The sequence below is a fragment of the Noviherbaspirillum denitrificans genome (assembly GCF_002211445.1).
Lineage (GTDB): Bacteria > Pseudomonadota > Gammaproteobacteria > Burkholderiales > Burkholderiaceae_D > Noviherbaspirillum > Noviherbaspirillum denitrificans.
In genome coordinates, this window is record NZ_LSTO01000013.1 from 1 (window position 1) to 19,814 (window position 19,814).

A 19,814-nucleotide genomic window follows, 5' to 3' on the forward strand; every position below is an offset into this window, starting at 1 on the left:
ACATGGCTCCTGAAAAACTCACCGCTGTCAGTCGAGCGGCGCTCAATGCTTGCGGCGGCGCTGAGTTGGGTTTCGTCATTGATCCGCTCTCGTGCCGCTACGACCCCACCAAGGACGCTGCCACCCTATGCATGGGTGTCGCGGGCAACGGCGGCGTCGTGGGCGCGAACGGTGCCGCGACTTGCTTGAGCTTGGCAGAAGCGAACGCGGTAAACAAATTCTGGTACGGGCAAACCGTGGACGGCAGCGTGCCGTCGCCGGAAGTCGACAACGGCAACTCGAATGTCTTGAGTGGAAAACGAATCTGGTTCGGCTGGACGCGTGGAACGGATCTGACGAACATTCCCACAGGTTTTGCGCCAATTCTAGGTGCTGACATGACCGCGTTGGAATTGCAGGACGTCCGGTACGGCAGCTTCTTCTTCAAAAATGCGACGGGGAATGGAACCGATCTCTGGAAGACCACGTTCGACTACGCCGCGCTCGTCAACGCGCAATTGCAGGGCGTGCTATTGCAACCTCAGTTCAGCAACATCAATACGGATAACCCCGACCTCAGCGCATTTCAGAACAGGGGCGGCAAGCTGTTGATGTACCACGGGCTTGCTGACGATTTGATTCCGGTCCAAGGTTCGATCAGCTACTACGAGAACGTGGCAGCCCGCATGGGCGGCATCGACGCGGTCAAGCAGTTCTACCGCTTCTACCTGATCCCTGGCTTCGGCCATCGCGAGCCCATATCCGGGAGTCCCTTCGTGCCGCTGCCTCAATCGGCGAGCGGTCGCGACGAAATGTTCATGGCGCTACAGAACTGGGTCGAGAACGGTATCGTGCCGAATCGCTTGGACGTAACGTCGGCTGATACGACGGCGTCTCTACCGCTATGTGTATATCCGCAGAAGATCACGTACAGAGGAACTGGACACGTGAAGTCTGCAGCAAGTTACACTTGCAGCTAGTGCGATCGTGAGAAGGCGCTGCGGTCTCCCACACTCGTAGTGGGGCCGTGGCTGCGGACCAGAGCTATCTTTGGACCGAGGTCAGCTGCCATTGCTTTCCGGCGGCACAACCTGCTGTGCCACCACTGCGCATGGACTGGCGGCTAGTACCGAAGATTTGAAGTCGCGTGCCGTTCTAGACGAGGCATGGGGCCCTATCGCACTTGCAGCGTCCTCGCCTGAAGCCCCATCGTGGGGACCGTTTCATAAACCACGTTCTCTCTGCCATTTCGGTTCATGGGACCGACTCTATACTGGGCGCAGTCATTAGCGCCTGGAGTCACGTTCATCCCCGGGTGAACACATTCGCAATTTACTCGGCAAGTCAATCAGGCGCCAGCGACTGAATCGATCACGACAGCGCTGTCACTAAACAGCGAGCCGAAAGCCAACGTCTCTCGCTATGAGCTTCTGCGGTGCCACGATAAGGAGGTTCACCGTGCGGCATGAGTGTTAGCCAATTGAAGTTCCTGAAGCTGTACGGCAAGGTGCAAACTTGGCCGGAGCTGTGGCATAGATGCGCACTGCAAATTTCGATCCGGAACGGTTCATGTTCCAGCGGATCAAGTCGAAGTTCGGCGCGTGGGAGGCACGCCCGATGGACTACCACGTGAACTCTGCTCGCTTCCCCACGCATCCGAGGTCTCCCGCGTAAGCAGGGAAGATAGGCCTAACCCTCTTAAATCCTCATTGCCGCATTAATGCACAACCAGTGGGCGAGTTTTGCCTTTTTCTGCTTTGCGATCTACACAATAATCGCTTCACCAGAAGAAAAAAAGAGCGGCGTAACCGACGGGATTCCATAACCGTGCGGTGGCCAGCCGAGTAGATATTGTTGTGCGTTATCGACGGCATAAGTACGACGTCTGTAATGCGCAACGAGGAACTCGATATAAACGACGGAGGCATTCGTGGCGCAAGGCTTTGGCATATACGACTATGTGATTGTTGGCGGCGGTACTGCAGGATGCCTGCTAGCAAATCGACTCTCGGCCGATCCACTAGTAACTGTCTTGTTGCTGGAGGCAGGTGGAAAGGACAACTCCCCTTGGGTGCATGTTCCAGTTGGATATCTCTACTGTGTAAGCAATCCAACTACTGACTGGTGTTTCAGGACCGCAAATGAAGCTGGCCTCAAAGCGCGATCAATTGAATATGCCCGCGGTAAGGTGTTAGGTGGGTGTTCGACAATTAACGGAATGGTCTATATCCGTGGACAGGCCCGCGACTACGAGAACTGGCGAGCTTCGGGAAACGCAGGCTGGGGGTGGGAAGAGGTTCTGCCATATTTCAAGCGGCACGAAGACTTTGTCCAAGGAGAGAGTGCAGAACATGGCATCGGCGGCGAGTGGCGTGTTGAGGAGCAACGTGCACACTGGCCGATTGTCAATGAATTCCGCGATGCTTGCATCGAATTAGGAATTCCATTGACCCCTTGTTTTAACCGGGGAGATAACTTTGGAGTTGGGTACTTTCACGTTAACCAGCGACGCGGTGTTCGGGTAAATGCAAGCAAAGCATTCCTTCATTCTGCAAAGGGGCGTGAAAACTTGCATGTTGTGACACATGCACAGGCAAAGTCTATTCAATTCCAAGAGCGCCGCGCTAGTGGGCTAACTTTCGATCATCGCGGCCAGGAATGCCAGGTTCATGCCCGGCGCGAAGTTGTTCTCTGTGCTGGATCAATCTGCACGCCGCAACTCCTTGAGCTGTCCGGTGTAGGCCAACTCGAGAGGCTCAGAGCTTTGGGGATCAAGCCGATCCTTGATCTGCCTGGAGTAGGTGAAAATCTGCAGGACCATTTGCAGATACCTCTCGTTTACAAAGTAAAGAACGCATCCACACTGAATGAGCTTTCAGACACCTTAGCCGGAAAGGCACAGATTGCCGCTGAGTATGCGTTAAAGCGTAGCGGTCCCATGAGTATGCATTCGAGCCAGCTCGGAGTATTCACTAAATCGGACCCCAGCCAAACTAGCGCCAATATCCAGTTCCACGTACAGCCGTTTTCAGTTGATCGGTTCGGAGACTCCCTACATAGCTTCCCCGCCATTACGGTCAGTGTTTGTAACTTAAGGCCAACGAGCCGGGGCAGCGTGCATGCGACCTCGCCCGACTTTCAATCGCCGCCAAAGATTCAACCTAATTACCTTTCCACGCAAGAGGATAGGAAGGTATTAGTCGACTCGATTCGCATTGCTCGCAAAATCCTTGGCGCGCGCGCATTGGCAACTCACGAGCCTGAAGAGATTCAACCAGGCCTGCAATACCAAAGTGATGCCGAACTTGAGCTGGCTGCAGCTGAACTAGCCACTACAAAGTTTCACCCAGTTGGGACGGCTCGCATGGGACGGGACCATATGGCAGTGGTAGACGAACGTTTGCGTGTTCATGGGCTTACTGGTTTGCGCATTGTCGATGCTTCCGTAATGCCGAGCATTACCTCGGGCAATACCAATGGGCCGACCCTCATGATTGCCGAGAAGGCTGCGGAAATGATTATTCAGGAACACAACGCCGACCTGGTGTTCGCGAGGCTCAAGGCGAGCCGCTACGTGGAACCTAACCCAATTGTCCCTACATTCTAAATTTTTCTAAGCACCCAATTTATGGAAACCATCGACACAGGGCTTCTCGATGTGATCGGCAATTATCCCCCGGTGATCCTTACAGATGGTCGCTAAAAATTAACGTGCAGGCGCGCACGCGTACTCATTTGCTTGGTTGGCGCCATGCAATCAAAGCAATCTATTAAACGTTGGAGACAAGCATGAATATCAAAACTGCGCTCGTGTCAATCTGCCTTGCAACTACGACCCTTGTAGCAGGCGCAGCTGAGCCAATCAAAATCGGCGTTCCAGGCCCATTTACTGGGGGGTCGTCCCCCCTCGGTATTAGTATGCGCAACGGCATACGCCTCGCAACTGACGAAATTAACAAGGCCGGCGGTGTCCTTGGACGTCAAATCCTGCTCGTCGAGCGTGACGATGAGGCTAAGAACGAACGCGGCGTGCAGCTAGCCCAAGAACTGATCAACAAGGAGAAGGTTGTGGCTGCCGTCGGTTTCGTCAACACCGGCGTCGCTCTTGCCTCACAGCGCTTCTATCAGGAGGCAAAGATCCCCGTAATGAGCGCTGTGGCGACCGGCACCTTGATCTCTCATCAGTTCGATGGTCAACCTGAAAACTATATCTTCCGTACCACCGCGCGGGACGAAATCCAGGCTCCAAGAATGGTGGAAGAGGCGGTAGACCGCCTTGGCTTCAAGCGAGTGGCGATTCTGGCGGACACAACAAACCTGGGTCAACTCGGCCGGGAGGATCTCGAAAAATCTCTTTCCGCAAAGGGCATGAAGGCGGTTGCGGTCGAAAAGTTTAATCTCAAAGATGTTGATATGACGGCACAGCTGTTGAGGGCGAAAAGTGCCAATGCTCAAGTAATTCTAGTCTATGGAGTCGGACCAGAGTTAGCGCAGATTGCAAACGGGATGACCAAGTTGGGATGGAAGGTTCCAATGATCGGGAGCTGGAATCTGTCGATGGCAAGCTTTATTGAAAACGCTGGTGCGGCCAGCGAAGGAGCAAGGATGCCGGTAACGCTTATCCAGGAAACGTCGTCCCCAAAACGAAAGGCTTTTATCGACAGCTACGTGAAGGCTTTCAATCCCAAGGATGGCAATATCGAGTCTCCCTCCTGTGCCGCACAGGGATATGACTCAATGTATTTGCTGGCCGCGGCTATTCGCCAAGCCAATTCGACCGAAGGCCCAAAGATCAAGGCAGCGCTTGAGAACCTGAACACGCCGGTCGAAGGGGTCGTCGCCACTTACAACCGCCCATTCTCCAAGGATAACCACGACGCCATCACTCCTGATCTCTTGGTAATGGGAGAAATTAAGGGGGGCAAGGTGGTCTATGCCTATCCTCAAGAGCAGAAGAAGGCCGTTGTCGTCGGCGCAAAGAAATAAGCATAAAGCTATGTCGGCGGCACCACGGATTCTAAAGAGCCAAAGTACGGTGCCGCCCTTTTACGCTTTTGGAGAATGAACATGGAAATTCTGGCTCAACTGGTTTTTAGCGGCGTTGCGCTCGGTATGATCTACGCGACGGTCGCTTTCGGCTATCAGCTTACGTTTGCCACTTCTAGGACACTAAATTTTGGGCAAGGCGAAGCACTTGCACTGGGTGCGTTAATAGGGCTTTCGATTGTTGCTCACGTCAATTACTGGCTAATGATTCCATTGGTGTTGATCGCGGGCGCGCTGTACGGCATCGGGGTCGAGCGTCTCGGCGTGCGGCCAGCCTTGAAAATCAAGTCCGAGGGTTGGATTATGGCCACAATTGCCATCGGTATCATCATGAAGAATGTGGCAGAAAATGTGTGGGGTAAGGAGGACCTGAAGTTTCCTTCACCTGTTCCTGAAGTACCCCTAAATCTTTTGGGCGCAAACGTGATGCCCATGGAAATACTTGTCGTCGTTGGCGCCTTGGCCCTGATGTTGGCGGTAGAGCTGTTTAATCGGAAGTCAATCTACGGGAAGGCAGTGGTTGCGACATCGGCCGACCGCGATGCAGCTGGCCTGATGGGTATCAATACTGGTCAAGTCATTACCTTCGCTTACGCTTTGTCCTGTGCAGCGGCCGCGTTCGCTGGCGTCCTGATTGCCCCACTGACGTTGACCGGCGCCAGTATGGGTGCGTCACTGGGTCTCAAAGCATTAGCCGTGGCAATCATCGGTGGCTTGAGCTCGGGCCTTGGTGTGATCGTGGGCGGGCTCATCCTTGGCTTGGCAGAGACGTTTACGGGCTTTTACATCTCCACGGGATACAAGGATGTACCTGGGCTATTTTTGTTGCTCCTCGTTCTGGCAGTTAAGCCAGGTGGTCTTTTTGGAAAATCCGTAATCAAGAAGGTGTAACCATGAAAACTGCAAAAACATATTTTCTTGGGGCGCTGCTTCTCGGCCTTGCGGTTTTCCCAATGCTCGTACCCAATCCTTATTACATCCACCTTATTGTAGTCATCGCGATCTACGCTATTCTGCTGTTCGGATTGGACATTGTGGTCGGTTATACCGGTGAAATATCACTTGGTCATGCTGCCCTGTTTGGCATTGGCGCATATACCACAGGTGTGCTGGTCGTCAAACTAGGCGTTCCGTTCTGGATCGCCATGCCGTGCTCGATCGCGACTACCGCAGCATTCGGTGCTCTTCTTGCTCTCCCAGCACTGCGGGTAACCGGTCCGTATCTGGCGATGGTGACACTCGCGTTCGGCACTATTGCTCAGATTTTTATCAATGAGCTGGATTTCATCACAAACGGCCCACAGGGTCTCACTGTGTTTAAGCCGGTAATCCTTGGTCATCGAGTAACTACCGTCGACTTCTACTACTTTTCCATTGTAACGGCCGTCCTTTCGCTGATCGTGGTTAACCGTATGCTCAAGTCCTTTATTGGGCGAGCCCTCGAGGCGTTGCGAGCCAGCACAATCGCGGCGGACTGCATGGGTGTGAGTGTGTACCGCACGAAAGTCCTTGCGTTTGTCCTTAGCGCAGCGTTTGCCGGATTAGCCGGTTCCATGTATACCTTTTCTGAGGAATACATTGCGCCGAACAATTTCAACTTCGAACTCACTATCCTGTTCCTGTTGGCAGTCACTCTTGGCGGTCGCAAGACGCGCTCGGGTTCAATCATCGGCGCAACCATAGTCGTGCTTCTGCCTAACCTGCTCTCTGACCTCGAACTGTTCCGCACAATTACAGTGGTAGTCGCAATTGCAGTAGTTGTTGGTGCCGGCTATGCATTGGTCAAGACCTCCACAAGTATTCGTCAATTAAGTGTGCCGTTGACCGCTGTCGCAGCGTTTGTCGTATTCGGCTTTACGCTTGAAGATATAGCGGAACACCGCCAAACCATTTTCGGACTGATGATACTCGGCGTAGTCTACTACCTGCCGGACGGGATCATGGGCTATCTACGGGATCAGGTGAAACGCTTTCGTCCAAATTGGGTGGAAGCTCACGAGATCATCCAGGACAGTGGGAACAAGGCGGCAACCGAGGCGATTGCATCAGGCCAGCTGTCACCGCATCAAGGTAACTTGCTAGAAGTCAAAAACCTTGTCATGCAATTTGGCGGCCTGAAGGCGCTCAACAAAGTGAACCTCTGCGTTGCAAAAGGTTCGGTGCACGGGCTTATTGGTCCAAACGGTTCAGGCAAAAGCACGATGATGAATGTGCTTACCGGTATCTACACCCCCACAGAAGGAACGGTCCGATACAACGGCCAGTCCCTTTCCGGTCGCCCGGCGTCCGAGATCGCGCTCAGCGGAATCGCCCGAACGTTCCAGAACGTGCAACTCTTCGGTGAGATGACCGTTATCGAAAACGTACTGGTAGGACTGCACCACACGTTCAATGCGAACTTGGTTGATGTCGTATTTAATTCCCGGAGATATCACGAAGAGGAGCGCAAGGCACGGGAGCGTGCGGCGGGTATTCTGGAATTTGTTGGATTAGCGAGTCTTGCCAACGAAGAGGCACGGAACCTGCCGTATGGCAAGCAGCGCCTTCTGGAAATTGGTCGTGCGCTCGGCCTCAATCCAAGCTTGTTGCTACTTGACGAACCCGCGGCGGGCATTCCTCCTGCCGATCTCCCTGAACTCACCGATATGATCCGCAAGATTCGAAGCCATGGAATCACGGTGATTTTGATCGAGCATCACATGGATGTCGTGATGGGAGTATCAGATAACGTTTCCGTGTTGGATTTCGGGCAGAAGATTGCGGAAGGAACACCGGACGCCGTGCAGAAGGACCCAAAAGTGATCGAGGCCTATTTGGGGAGCGAGGTCGAGCTACCTGGCCACTCAAAGCTGCAGATCGTTGCCGTGTAGAGGAGATGGGACAATGTTGAAGATAGATAGTCTGTATGCCGGTTACGGAGCAACGGAGGTGTTGCACGGGATCTCGCTGGAAGTGCCGAGAGGAAAGGTCGTAAGCCTGATTGGGTCGAATGGAGCAGGCAAGACTACGACCATGCGTGCGGTATCGGGAATGATCAAGCCTAAGAAGGGGGCTGTCCTATTAAATGGAGTCGATGTTACCGGGCTAGATTCACATCGTATCGCGCGTCGCGGCCTGGCACATTCCCCTGAAGGGCGCCGCGTATTTCCGACCCTTTCCGTAATCGACAATCTCCTGCTGGGCGCCTTTCCTCGTTTCACGGGAAATCGAGAGAAGGGAGACGTACATGGAGATTTGGAACGGGCGATGGAATTGTTCCCCCGTCTGAAGGAGCGTCGCACTCAACTCGCCGGAACCTTATCGGGCGGAGAACAGCAGATGCTAGCCATGGCTCGGGCATCCATGCTCAATCCTGATCTCATTCTGCTCGATGAGCCGTCCATGGGACTGGCGCCGATTATTGTTGACGAAGTATTCCGTATCATTGCTCGCCTCAAAGAAAGGGGCGTCACGATGTTACTGGTGGAACAGTTTGCCGGCGCTGCACTTGCTGTCAGTGACTACGGATACGTAATGGAGAACGGCCGTATATCGGCACACGGACCAGCCGAGCACCTGCTTCACGATCCTGCAGTAAAGGCAGCGTATCTCGGAGGCCATTAATGGGCCACAGTGGCGGTGGCGATTTTGGTGACGGATTGAAGTGCATAACAGACTGGTGCACTTGACGCCGCGGCCGCCGACTTCATTCAACAGTAGGCGGAAGCCTACGACCAGAATAGGGAATCGACAATGTTCAAAGCTCTTCTGTTGACTCGTACTTCGGATAGATCGAAGGCGGAGCTAGTTGATCTGGATGAAACAGCGTTGCCGCCAGGTGACGTAGATGTTCGTATTGAATACTCTAGTCTCAACTTCAAGGATGCACTGGCCATCACCGGACGTGGTCCTATCGTGAAAGAGTGGCCAATGGTGGCCGGAATCGATTTGGCCGGTGTTGTTGAGCGCAGCACGAACCCCGCGTGGAAGACTGGCGATCGTGTTGTCGTCAACGGTTGGGGGCTTAGCGAAACCCAATGGGGGGGACTCTCTCAACGTGCCCGCCTGTCTGCGAACTGGCTTTTGAAATTGCCAGAGGCTTTTGACACACGCCAGGCAATGGCGATTGGCACGGCTGGATACACCGCGGCACTGTGTGTGCGCGCTCTTCTTCGACATGGCCTGGTGCCTGAAAAGGGCCCGGTCCTCGTCACCGGTGCCGCTGGCGGTGTAGGCTCCATTGCAGTTGTGTTACTCGCTAGCTTGGGATTTGAGGTAATCGCTTCGACCGGCCGCCCCGCGGAGACTGACTATCTTCGTTCATTGGGCGCCACAGAGGTCATCGGACGAGAGACGCTCTCATTTCCCGGCAAGCCATTGCAAAAAGAACGTTGGGCCGCTTCGATTGATACCGTCGGTAGTCACACACTAGTCAACGCATTGGCTGCTACACAATGGAACGGCGCGTGTGCTGCATGCGGCCTCGCTCAAGGCGCGGATCTTCCCGCCACTGTAATGCCCTTCATCCTGCGTGGCGTTACCCTATATGGCATCAATTGCGTCTTTGTTCCCAATGAGGAACGTGTCAACGCATGGAACCTTTTGGCAGGTAATCTTTCATCTGAAACCCTCATGTCCGTAACTCGTGAAATTGGTCTTTCTCAAGTAGTTGACGCAGCAGCCGATTTACTCGAAGGCCGCCTGCACGGAAGAACCGTTGTTGATGTAAACCGCTAGTCACCATGCATGAACCTTCCGCTTTTCAGCGTTACCCATTGCCGCGGGGGGAGACTGGACAGCTTTCAGGAAAACGCTCCATTTTCGGTCAAGGAGGCGACGCCGGGTAACTAACTTGTGTGACGTAGTCAATGCGATTTGGTACCTGGTCCGCTTAGTATGAGAATGGCGAATGCTGCCAATGCATTTTTCCTTTGGCAAACGGTGTACCGACGGTTCATGCGGTTTATGTGCCGACTGATGTCCAAGGCAATTCACGATATAGCACTGATGCTCGACAGGCCGTAGCCATAGGATCGTCCAGCCGACCGAACGCTCCACGGTTCAGTTCGCCCAAGAGGCTTTACGTCGTTATGGGTAGGCTTGCTGCTCAAACGCCTATCCGGGTAAAACTAGTTTTCAATCACGCTGTTAGAACTCTCGCGGAACCGAGTTATACAGAGCGAGGCGCTTGCGGGATGAACGGAATACCGATCAACAAATTCGTGAACATTGTCGTTCAATGGAGTATCTAGGTAATGTCACTAAAGTACGATTGCGAAATGGCGGATAGTAACGCTCTCGCTGTACTTCTTTCGTCTCCCGGCACTGCATATATGCATGAGCAACGAACGAGCACACGCAATGACTTCTGGCACATGGGAAAAATCCTTGTGCAAGGCCGTGCAGCGTCACTACTGGAGACAGTGGATATTTCCACGAGAGGAATCGGCGCAGTCATTGGCGCCTCAGCCACAGTAGGTAGTAAGTGCGTAATTGCACTGGACGTAGCTATCGAATCAACAACGCGAAGAATCAACGTTTGGGGAACGATCGTTCACTGCAATGTCTGCGACACGAAATTTCGCGTTGGGATAAAGTACGATGATTTTGACTCGTTAAGTCGGTCCTATTTGATCCAATTCAGTACATAGATGGACACTCATAGATACCGCCGACCTATTTCCCGGATCGATTCAAACCCCTTAACTCGAAAGTCGCCAGCACGGAAGAACGATTGTGGATGCAAACTGCTAGTCGTCATGCTCGGACCCGTCGCATCCTACGTTGCCGACGGCATTTGGCTGACTAAATCTGAACAGCTTGTATGAAAGTAATCTTTAAGAAAGCCGCCGACAGTGAGCGGTCCGCAGTCGAGTACAATCGACAGCAACCGGTCGGCAGCGGCCCAGCTGCCGGGGCGCAGTTCACTGTCGAGTACAATTGACGGCAGCCGGCCGAGGCTGTGTAAAAACGCGTTTCGCAGCAACGAGCAATACGATATGGCGGAAGGGCTCGAGTGGCGCCTACTAGCATTGTGGTCTGATTTGACCAAATCTGCGTTTTTACACGGTCTCGGCCAGGAAAAGACATTTGCATGTTTTTCCACACAAAGCTGTCCCAGCCTACCATTCTCAACTTCGCGAAAACTATCTCAACTAGAAAACGCCGGTTGGGTAGCAACACTTTCGCGGCTTTTCATGCGTTCGTACCAGGACAGTAAGGCTCTGCATTCGGCCGGGATTTCCAAGTTTACGATAGCAGCGAACACTAGACCTCCAATGACAGTAATGTCAGCCATTGAAAATTTGTCGCCAGCAATGAAAGGTTGCTGTTGGAGCACTTTGTCAAAATAATGCATACCTCGAAGCGCTTTGTCGCGCTGACGGAAGCCCCATTCTGGATTTTGGTACAGCTCCACCAACGGCCCCAAGCCTGGTGTGCCATGGTGAAAATAGACGCTAATAGCGTCAAGTAACTCGATTTCGGCCCGCTTGCTCATCATATGAATAATCCCCTGTTCCAGAGGCGTACTACCCGTAAGGCTCGGTGCCCCATCTAACGTATCGAGGTACTGGGTGATGGCAGTGCATTCTGATATCAGCGTGCCGTTCGCCAACTCGAGCACTGGCAGCGTTCCTGAATAATTTTTTTGCTCGCTAAACTCCGGTTTTTTGTGTTCGCCCTTGTACAAATCTACCAGCTCAAACCGGATTTTCATTTGCAATTTCTTTTCTGCGATAGCGATTCGTACGCGCGTCGGATAGGGGCCGACCGGAAAATCATAGACCGTCATAGTGTTGACGTTGGTTGTAGTGCTGGATGCCATTGCATGCTCCTAAATTAAAGGGAATGGGCAAGGACGATAAAGTCCGAACTGAATTGAGCTACTGCCGACCGGAAAAACTTTGCGGGCTATTCGCCTGCATTAGGCATTCATTTATGTGCCCTCGGCTAGAGGGTGTTATGAACTAAGGTCGAGGAAAGAAGTCAGGCGAGCAGTCATGCTCGCCTGACTTCTCTGCCGGCGTTTAGTTCATAACAGGCACTAGTTCGTCACACCTTCTGGGCGGAATCCCATCCATTTGGAACACCCCTTCAAGCGAGAACTCATCCTCCAGATAATGAATCAGATTCTTTTGTCCCATTGGCCGGCCGAGGAGAAATCCCTGGCCAGTACCGACCCCCAGTGATCGAATGAATTGGAGTTCATCTGTAGTTTCTATTCCTTCCGCTACGATACGCAGGTTCAGCTTTTCGGCAAGATGGATGACGGACTCTAGGATCGCGGCCGATTTCGCTCTGCTGCAAACGTCCGTAACAAAAGAACGGTCAATCTTGAGTTCCGTGAACGGCATCTGGCTTAACAGCTGCAGCGAGGAGTACCCCATCCCAAAGTCATCGATGGAGATTTCAAAGCCTTGCATGCGCAAGCGGGTCAGCGATTCCAGTACTGAGGTGAAGTTTTTCGAAGAGGCGGTTTCTGTCACTTCAATCGTGATTTGCTCAGAACACAGCCCGCACTCCCTTACCAGTGCACCTATCCGGCTTGGGGTGCGCGAATCCTGCAGCGTGACAGGAGAGACGTTGATTGCAAAGCCAATGTCCTTTCCCTTCGCGGCGCATTGCTTGGCACACGACAGCGACTGCACCAGCAAGCATCCGGTCAATTGATCAATCACCTTATGCTGCTCCATCAACTCGATAAACTGACTTGGCGGCAAAATGCCGAGGTCGGGATGATGCCAGCGCGCCAAGATTTCAACACAGGTCGGCATCCCGGTATCGAGGTCGATTTTCGGCTGAAAATAGGGCTCGAACTGATTCCCATTGAGTGCCGCCACTAAGTCGTTCCGGCTCCATTGCGGCAAGCACGGCTTTTCCGTATGGCTTGGTGCTGCCGCATTGGTAGCGAGGTAGCTGGATAACAGATGCTGAAGGCAACCAGTGTTCATTGCGGGATGCAATACCCCCAACACAGGTGAACCACGACCCTGCGCAATGATCTGCTCGGAGGAAAACAGGGCGTCCTTCGCCGCGGACATAAGAATGAAGCCGCCGACGTTGCAATGCGCCGCATGGTAAATGAACTCAATCTCTTCGATGTCCTTCATTTGCATGTCGCAAAGGACGATATCGACTCGACATTCACTGCTGCTCAAGACATCGAGCGCGCTTGCACAATCCGGCGACTGGATGACGGAAGAAATTCCGATGTCATTTAATGCGGTAACCAGCCTGTGGCGCCGGAATGGGATGGCATCGAGTATCAGGACCCGCAAACTGGCAAAGGCGGGCCTCCTGTTTTGTATCGCGCGCATCACAAATCAACTCTTAATCGTGGTTCATAACTGGCTCTAGCCACGGGATGTTTTTTAATGCAATCAAATCGCTTTTATGTAAGGGTGAATTGATACTTCCTTCCAGACGCGGTTGATATAAAACGGATCTTGCTCCGCGAAATAGCGAGCCTCCTTGATGGATTGGGCTTCAATTAACAGTAGGCTGCCAATACGATTCTCTCCGGCTTCATCAGTAAGTGGCCCGGCTGTCACGATTTTCAAAGGCGCAGACGCGAGGTATTCACGATGTTTGGGATAGTGCTCGTTACGTGCGTTCGGCGTAGCGGGATTGTCAACACAATAAATGGCGTAGTACGTCATCGTATTTCTCTTAATAGGTAAATGGATAGGAGAAGACGTTTATCCTTGCGGCTGCTGTATCGAACGTTTTGGATGTGCCCGTTCCACGCAATTTTGTATTGGCGTTCAGTAAGGCACTGTTCATGTCAGTGAACCGAGGTGTTGCTACGGTAGCAGTCCGCGACAGTGCGGCGGAATGCGACTCCAATTAAGTCATTAAACTAACGACAGGAGTACCTGAAAAGGAATTTGAGGTACTTCCTGTCGAATAGCGGAGTACTGAAAGTTATGCTGCCTTCGGCTGCGCCTGTTTAAGTTTTTTTGCGAGATGCAGTACCAGCGACGTAGCATCAAGATCGGCACCGCCGTCTTTAGCATGCTCGGTCATTAGGGAATAGGCGGTCTCGGCGGTTTCCAGCTTGAAGCCCACGTCCTTGCCCGCTTCCAGGGCCAAGCTCAAATCCTTGGCCAATAGCCAGGTCTTGAAGCCAGGTTTATAACCTCTAGACGCAGGCGAGGTTGGCACAACGCCAGGTGCGGGGTTCCACAACCGGAACGACCAGTTATCGGCCGACGAGCGCGTAGCAATTTCGAAGAAGGCCTTCATATCCAGGCCAAGCATCTCACCCAACGCAGTCGCCTCGCAGTTCACGGTGACGCTTACTGCCATGATGAGGTTGTTGACTACCTTGGCGGCTTGCCCTGTGCCGGCGCCGCCGACATAGGCGATGTAATCGCCGAGCGGTCGGAGCAGCTCAGTGGCGCGATCGGCGTATTGCTTGTCGCAACCGATCATGAAAGTCAGCGTGGCATCGCGCGCACCTTCCGTTCCACCGGATACCGGTGCTTCGACAAATACGACGCCGGCTTTCTTTGCTTCCTCGTGCAGTCGCTTCGCATAATTAATGCCCGTGGTCGAGCAATCGATGATGATCGTGTTGGGCCGAACACTGGAAAAGACGCCGCCGGGCGATGCCATCACTTCATACACGTCCGAGCCGGATGGAAGCATGGAATAGACGACATCGGCGTCCTTGCAGGCTTCAGCAATGGAATTGGTAGGTGTGACGCCATTGGCCGCCACTGTTTGAAGCGCCTGGGGGGCGATGTCAAAGCCTTTGACGGTATGACCTTCGTTAACCAAATGTTTCGACATCGGATTTCCCATCAGGCCGAGGCCAATCCATGCAACGTTTGCCATAACAAATCTCCTTTGAGGTTAATGATCTTGAACGTCCAATCGTTCGAGCTTCTGCGTCTCAATGACAGCGTTCAGCTCCTAGATTGGGGTCATCTTAGATCGCTCTATGCGTGGAGAACAGGCAATAAATCCCCAACGGCTGTGCAGAAAATGCTGAAGATCGACGCGTTGGAAATGGTGAAAATGCAGTGCCTTACGGGAAGGCATGCAGTATCAGGAGGACGAAGGAGACCAGGGCGGGCGCCTAAAAAACTTCTTTTCTATCCATAGCTTGAAAGTCCTGGTTTTCCCCGGGGCAAGCCTTGCGGAGGGGCGAACGAAGTAAACTGCCGATCGAACGTCCAATTGCCACTCCGGCAGGACTTGAACCAGACGGCCACTAGCAAGCTCGCGGCTTACCAGCCAACTCCCGCATGCCAATATTCCAACACCCCGGAGCGCTGCGGAAAGCAAAGCCTCGTTGTCGTTGCTTGTTATGGAACCCTTTACGATCACACTTTCTCTTTGCCCTCCGCGATAAAGTTTCCACGCAGGGAAAGTCGACAAGCCTGTAAAGCAAAGGCAATTATGACGGCTGAGATCCGCTGGCATAACGGGCAAAGGATTGCGGCGCAAATAGGCAGGCGACGCGCACAGAATCCGGGTGTTTTCGCAAAGTTTCGTTGCTTTCAGTCTGCTGTCGGGCAGCTCGCCGATTCTAATCGCGGCGTCGAAGCCGTTCGTGACAATATCTACGAACTGATCAGAATATTCGGCTTGCACGCTGATAGACGGGTGCTGCAGGACAAATTCAGCGATGAGAGGAGCCAGCCAAACACGCCCCATTGTTGCAGGCAACGCTAGTTTCAGAGTTCCACTAGCTTGCATCGCACTTGCTGAAACGTCCTCCTCCGCTTGCAGCAAAGCAGCGCGTGCAGATTCGGCGCTCCGAACATACTGAAGCCCTGCTTCCGTGAAATGCAGATGCCGAGTGGTACGTTCCACCAGTCGCACGCCGAGTCGCGTTTCCAGTTCCGAGATCCTTTTGGAGACGACGGTGGGATGTCGTTGCAGTAGCTTGCCGGCGGCAATGAACGAACCGCCTTCGTGCAAAGCTAGGATGGCAGCAATTTGATCACTATACTTGCTGTCGAACGGGTTCATCAGGAGATAAAAGCCACGTTCATGCATTGCCGTGGCTGAGTGTAAAGGTGAACTTATGGATGCAGTATAACCGCACCTTGGCTTTGTCCACTCTCTAGGTGCTGATGTGCATCTTCGACTCGTTCGAGAGCGAACTTGTGGCGCGCAACGGGCTTGATAATCCCATCCTCGTAGGCGCGTAGTACGTTCGCGGCCCGCATCTGATATTCCGGGATGTCCGCGGTGTAGACAGCCAGAGAGGGGCGAGTAAGATACAGTGAGCCCTTGGAGTTTAGTGTTGACACCTCCACGGGGGAGGGGGCTCCAGAGGTCATCCCGAACGACACCATCAAGCCACGCGGCCTCAAGCAATTAAGGGATGCCTCAAACGATATCCGACCTAGACCATCGTAGACGGCATCAGCCTTTTTTCCATTCGTGATCTCACTTACTTGCTCCGGCAGGGTTTTCGGGTTGAATATCACGACTTCGTCACAGCCGGCGCTCCGCGCGCGCTCTAGACTTGCTTCTTTTGACACGACACCGATGACTTGAGCACCAAGATGCTTAGCCCAAGACACCATGAACTGGCCAACAGCACCTGAAGCACCGTACACGACGATGCGCGAATTGCGGTCGACTGGATATACGGAACTAAGCAAATACTCGGCCGTAATTCCTTTTAAAAGCAAGGCAGCGGCGTCGTCATCGCTTAACGACTCAGGCAACTTAATCAAGCGTTCCGCCGGATACAGACGCCCCGTCGCATAGGCGCCAAGCGGTCCCAGAACATACCCAACACGGTCGCCGATCCTGACTCGCGAAACTCCGTCGCCGATGGCAGTGACCTTACCAACGCCCTCGAGTCCTAGACGGGACGGTAGCTCCTTAAGGGGGACTTGCCCTGAACGTTGAGTCACGTCGAGTGGATTGACACCGATTGCGGAATGCTCGATCCATACTTCTCCCGGCCCCGGTGTTTTGCTGTCCTCGTGAACCAACTTCATCACTGTTGGGGCGCCTGTTTGCTCAATTCGAACGAAAGCGGTCATCTTTTCCTCCTCGGAGTAAGCCTGTCTTCCAAATAATCTTTCGAATTTAAAGGTGATTGCGATATTTGACTATAGGTCCAGGTGCATTTGACACCTGCACTGGATGCACGATTACAACGTTAGTTCGCTCATATAATCCGAAACGATCCGAAAATACAGGGGATTACGTCGCCGTGGACCTTATAAATGTCGTTATGACTGCGGGCAAATCGGCGGTTGAAATTGCCTTGTTCATCCTATTGCCAATTATGGCAATTTCGCTGTCAATCATGCGGCTATTGGAAGCAGCGGGCGTATTGGATTGGGTCGTGGCGCGCCTAGTACCGATCTTGCGCCCCTTCGGATTAACCGGGTTAAGCGTATTTGCCCTGCTACAAGTCAATCTTGTGAGCTTTGCCGCTCCGATCGCCACGCTGAGCATCATGGACAAGCGCGGCACGTCCGATCGTCACCTTGCAGCAACATTCGCAATGGTAATAGCGATGGGACAGGCCAATGTCGCGTTTCCGCTCACATCACTTGGATTGCACCTTGGTATCTTCATTTTGGTGTCGCTGGTCGGTGGCTTGGTTGCCGCTTTCTGCACTTTTTACCTGCTCGGACGCAACCTAATGGCAGTTGAACTTAAGATGGAGGAGCACTTGCCACACACCTCTCTCTCTGAGCCAAAGGGAATACTGGCGATAATCAATCATGCCGGCGCAGAAGCCTTCAGGATTGCAGTTGGAACGATACCAATCCTTGCCCTTGCGCTGCTGTTCGTCGCGCTCGCAAAGCTCGTGGGTGGGTTTGCGTTGCTAGAAATACTGCTAGCACCAATTCTGCATTTACTGCATATCGACCCTGTATTGGTGATTCCTACGCTGACCAAATGGCTTGGGGGAGCAACCGGCGTGATGGGATTGCTAGTCGACATGCAACGAAACGGCGTAGTCGACAGTCAGTTTCTAAATAAGACAGGTGGCTGGCTAATCAATACGCTCGACGTCCCAGGGATTGCCATCTTAATGTCATCTGGCCCGCGCATCTCGAAAGTATGGAAACAGGCGGTCCTGGGGGGATTTGTCGGTATCCTAGTACGGACTTTGATTCACGCCTACGTGCTGTAGGATGAAAAAGCGCGTCTCCGGTAGACGGCGCGTATTTGCAGAGAATTTTCATACTCTTATAACTTGCTACTGGAAGGCGTAAAATTTAAGCGACGGTTCGATTGAGCTGCGCTGTATGCGTCTTCAAAACTTGGTCTAGCCGACCTTCCGACTGCCGTCTGTGTGCTGTTCAGCTACCCGCCTCTGTGCGTTTCGATTTAGTGTGTCGAGGCAATTACACTTGCCATCGAGCCGTTCCAGTGGCAGCACCATCGCTAGTAGCTATATCTTTTGGTAGCGATTCTTTCAACGTAGGATATGAATGACATGGATGTGAAGCTGCTTGAGCCACTTAATTTCATTGCCGCTGGTGTTCTCAACGTCGCATATTATGAGACGGGGCCGATCGACGGCTGTCCGGTGTTCCTCATGCATGGCTTTCCTTATGATATTCATAGCTATGTGGACGTCGCGCCTTTATTGGCCGCACGTGGAATGAGAGTAATAATTCCATACCTGCGCGGATTTTACCCAACGGCGTTCCTGAGTGAGACGACTTATCGATCAGGTGAACAGGCTGCGATTGGTCACGACCTTTTATGCCTAATGGATGCACTTGGTGTAGAGCGGGCTATCCTTGCTGGGTACGATTGGGGCGGCCGGGCAGCATGCGTCGTTGCTGCTCTTTATCCCGAACGCTGTATTGGTCTTGTATCAGTAAATGGTTACTTAATCCAAGACATTACAAACGCGCATTTGCCAAGGAATCCGAAAGACGAAGCAGCGCTTTGGTACCAATATTATTTCCATCAGAATCGGGGTAAAGCAGGGCTGCAATTATATCGGCGGGAATTGGCACAATTGCTATGGAGGCAGTGGTCTCCCTATTGGAATTTCCATGTCGAGACTTTTGATCGCAGCGCTCGGGCATTCGAGGGGCCGGATTTTGTGGACATAGTTATTCATTCCTATCGGCATCGATTTGGCTTAGTCCAAGGTGATTCTAGATATTTTGAAATGCAAGATCGCCTTAGCTTACTTCCGTCTATTACTGTACCTACTATAACGATCGACGGTGCCGGAGATGGAGTAATATCCGCGACAGATGGAACCGAACACGCCCGTTATTTTTCTGGCCTCCGAACGCATCAAGTAATTCCCTGTGTCGGTCATAATCTCCCACAGGAAGCACCGGAAGCTTTTTCAGCAGCGGTCCTCGAACTTGCGAAGATAGATGAAGGACGCGGGCGACTAGGATAGTGACGCTAAACAATTCATTGACTTAAGTAGCGCGTTTCAACCCTTGATTCACATGAGGCCTCTTTAGATCCATTAGAAGGTCGTCGCAGTGGAGCCGGTTGACGAGATGAACGTAATACTTACACGCAGTATCGACATTCTCCGAACTGAGCATTCTGCGCAGCTTTTCATCGACGCTGGGGACGCAGCGGTATGTCTTTTCGAAAGAACATCCCAAGGAAAGCAAGTGCTGCGGAAATGTAATGACCCAGCGAAACCTGCACAGGTTAGGCTGCTAAAGCGAATACTTCAGCAGGTGTCTTCATTCCCAGCGCCTGGTGCGGACGTCGAGTGTTATAAAAGCCAATCCAGTCAGCAATGACCCGGCTGGCATGCTGCAACGTCTCGAAGCGCTGCCGATGTACGCATTGCTCCTTCAACGTCCTGATCACGCGCTCGATCATGCCGT

The 19,814-nt window shown here is 52.8% G+C and carries 17 protein-coding genes; 10 read left to right on the top strand and 7 right to left on the bottom strand.

The window, feature by feature from the left end; genetic code table 11:
* The 8 genes from AYR66_RS26665 to acuI form a co-directional block, all read left to right on the top strand.
* Window positions 1–959, top strand: a 959-nt coding sequence (locus AYR66_RS26665) for a tannase/feruloyl esterase family alpha/beta hydrolase (protein ID WP_088710564.1), incomplete at its 5' end; no start/stop codon positions are given.
* Between the two features lie 556 nt (window positions 960–1,515).
* Entirely contained in the window at window positions 1,516–1,653 is a 138-nt protein-coding gene (locus AYR66_RS29145; RefSeq protein WP_170942389.1) for a hypothetical protein, read from the top strand.
* A gap of 256 nt (window positions 1,654–1,909) precedes the next feature.
* Window positions 1,910–3,586 (top strand): GMC family oxidoreductase, encoded by a 1,677-nt coding sequence (locus AYR66_RS26670; RefSeq protein WP_088710565.1) that lies wholly within the window; start codon window positions 1,910–1,912, stop codon window positions 3,584–3,586.
* A gap of 182 nt (window positions 3,587–3,768) precedes the next feature.
* Window positions 3,769–4,965, top strand: a complete 1,197-nt coding sequence (locus AYR66_RS26675) for an ABC transporter substrate-binding protein (RefSeq protein ID WP_088710566.1) — start codon at window positions 3,769–3,771, stop codon at window positions 4,963–4,965.
* Between the two features lie 81 nt (window positions 4,966–5,046).
* Window positions 5,047–5,916 (top strand): branched-chain amino acid ABC transporter permease, encoded by an 870-nt coding sequence (locus AYR66_RS26680; RefSeq protein WP_088710567.1) that lies wholly within the window; start codon window positions 5,047–5,049, stop codon window positions 5,914–5,916.
* A 2-nt stretch (window positions 5,917–5,918) separates the two neighbouring features.
* Window positions 5,919–7,895 (top strand): branched-chain amino acid ABC transporter ATP-binding protein/permease, encoded by a 1,977-nt coding sequence (locus tag AYR66_RS26685; RefSeq protein ID WP_088710568.1) that lies wholly within the window; start codon window positions 5,919–5,921, stop codon window positions 7,893–7,895.
* 13 nt (window positions 7,896–7,908) lie between these two features.
* On the top strand, window positions 7,909–8,628 hold the full coding sequence (locus AYR66_RS26690) for an ABC transporter ATP-binding protein (protein WP_088710569.1): 720 nt from the start codon (window positions 7,909–7,911) through the stop codon (window positions 8,626–8,628).
* A 129-nt stretch (window positions 8,629–8,757) separates the two neighbouring features.
* A complete protein-coding gene (gene acuI / locus AYR66_RS26695; RefSeq protein ID WP_088710570.1) occupies window positions 8,758–9,741 on the top strand; it encodes an acrylyl-CoA reductase (NADPH) in 984 nt (327 codons plus the stop codon).
* Window positions 9,742–11,155: 1,414 nt separating this feature from the next.
* On the opposite strand, the gene AYR66_RS26700 is transcribed toward acuI, so the two are convergent.
* From AYR66_RS26700 to AYR66_RS26725, 6 genes are all read right to left on the bottom strand, one after another.
* Window positions 11,156–11,830, bottom strand: coding sequence for a glutathione S-transferase (locus AYR66_RS26700; RefSeq protein WP_088710571.1), 675 nt, complete (start codon window positions 11,828–11,830; stop codon window positions 11,156–11,158).
* Window positions 11,831–12,032: 202 nt separating this feature from the next.
* Complete coding sequence (locus tag AYR66_RS26705; RefSeq protein ID WP_088710572.1) at window positions 12,033–13,322, bottom strand: EAL domain-containing response regulator; 1,290 nt, start codon at window positions 13,320–13,322, stop codon at window positions 12,033–12,035.
* A 63-nt stretch (window positions 13,323–13,385) separates the two neighbouring features.
* Complete coding sequence (locus AYR66_RS26710) at window positions 13,386–13,664, bottom strand: YciI family protein (protein WP_088710573.1); 279 nt, start codon at window positions 13,662–13,664, stop codon at window positions 13,386–13,388.
* A 265-nt stretch (window positions 13,665–13,929) separates the two neighbouring features.
* Window positions 13,930–14,844 carry a 3-hydroxyisobutyrate dehydrogenase gene (gene mmsB, locus AYR66_RS26715; protein ID WP_088710574.1) on the bottom strand — a complete coding sequence of 305 codons (915 nt, stop codon included), beginning with the start codon at window positions 14,842–14,844 and terminating at the stop codon, window positions 13,930–13,932.
* A 213-nt stretch (window positions 14,845–15,057) separates the two neighbouring features.
* On the bottom strand, window positions 15,058–16,014 hold the full coding sequence (locus AYR66_RS26720) for a LysR family transcriptional regulator (RefSeq protein WP_234815098.1): 957 nt from the start codon (window positions 16,012–16,014) through the stop codon (window positions 15,058–15,060).
* Window positions 16,015–16,040: 26 nt separating this feature from the next.
* Window positions 16,041–17,018, bottom strand: coding sequence for a quinone oxidoreductase family protein (locus AYR66_RS26725; RefSeq protein WP_088710576.1), 978 nt, complete (start codon window positions 17,016–17,018; stop codon window positions 16,041–16,043).
* Between the two features lie 194 nt (window positions 17,019–17,212).
* Here AYR66_RS26725 and AYR66_RS26730 point away from each other — a divergent pair, with 194 nt between their 5' ends.
* Entirely contained in the window at window positions 17,213–18,127 is a 915-nt protein-coding gene (locus tag AYR66_RS26730; protein WP_206047354.1) for a nucleoside recognition family protein, read from the top strand.
* Between the two features lie 306 nt (window positions 18,128–18,433).
* Complete coding sequence (locus AYR66_RS26735; RefSeq protein WP_206047362.1) at window positions 18,434–19,366, top strand: alpha/beta fold hydrolase; 933 nt, start codon at window positions 18,434–18,436, stop codon at window positions 19,364–19,366.
* A 266-nt stretch (window positions 19,367–19,632) separates the two neighbouring features.
* Here AYR66_RS26735 and AYR66_RS26740 read toward each other — a convergent pair.
* A partial coding sequence (locus AYR66_RS26740; RefSeq protein ID WP_141104312.1) for an integrase core domain-containing protein occupies window positions 19,633–19,814 on the bottom strand: 182 nt, incomplete at its 5' end.

What these genes read in the sequence shown, in the direction of transcription:
- AYR66_RS29145 (WP_170942389.1), top strand. Translation starts at nt 1,516, where the DNA reads ATGCGCACTGCAAATTTCGATCCGGAACGGTTCATGTTCCAGCGGATC.
- AYR66_RS26675 (WP_088710566.1), top strand. Translation starts at nt 3,769, where the DNA reads ATGAATATCAAAACTGCGCTCGTGTCAATCTGCCTTGCAACTACGACC.
- AYR66_RS26680 (WP_088710567.1), top strand. Translation starts at nt 5,047, where the DNA reads ATGGAAATTCTGGCTCAACTGGTTTTTAGCGGCGTTGCGCTCGGTATG.
- AYR66_RS26685 (WP_088710568.1), top strand. Translation starts at nt 5,919, where the DNA reads ATGAAAACTGCAAAAACATATTTTCTTGGGGCGCTGCTTCTCGGCCTT.
- AYR66_RS26690 (WP_088710569.1), top strand. Translation starts at nt 7,909, where the DNA reads ATGTTGAAGATAGATAGTCTGTATGCCGGTTACGGAGCAACGGAGGTG.
- acuI (WP_088710570.1), top strand. Translation starts at nt 8,758, where the DNA reads ATGTTCAAAGCTCTTCTGTTGACTCGTACTTCGGATAGATCGAAGGCG.
- AYR66_RS26700 (WP_088710571.1), bottom strand. Translation starts at nt 11,830, where the DNA reads ATGGCATCCAGCACTACAACCAACGTCAACACTATGACGGTCTATGAT.
- AYR66_RS26705 (WP_088710572.1), bottom strand. Translation starts at nt 13,322, where the DNA reads ATGCGCGCGATACAAAACAGGAGGCCCGCCTTTGCCAGTTTGCGGGTC.
- AYR66_RS26710 (WP_088710573.1), bottom strand. Translation starts at nt 13,664, where the DNA reads ATGACGTACTACGCCATTTATTGTGTTGACAATCCCGCTACGCCGAAC.
- mmsB (WP_088710574.1), bottom strand. Translation starts at nt 14,844, where the DNA reads ATGGCAAACGTTGCATGGATTGGCCTCGGCCTGATGGGAAATCCGATG.
- AYR66_RS26720 (WP_234815098.1), bottom strand. Translation starts at nt 16,014, where the DNA reads ATGCATGAACGTGGCTTTTATCTCCTGATGAACCCGTTCGACAGCAAG.
- AYR66_RS26725 (WP_088710576.1), bottom strand. Translation starts at nt 17,018, where the DNA reads ATGACCGCTTTCGTTCGAATTGAGCAAACAGGCGCCCCAACAGTGATG.
- AYR66_RS26730 (WP_206047354.1), top strand. Translation starts at nt 17,213, where the DNA reads ATGACTGCGGGCAAATCGGCGGTTGAAATTGCCTTGTTCATCCTATTG.
- AYR66_RS26735 (WP_206047362.1), top strand. Translation starts at nt 18,434, where the DNA reads ATGGATGTGAAGCTGCTTGAGCCACTTAATTTCATTGCCGCTGGTGTT.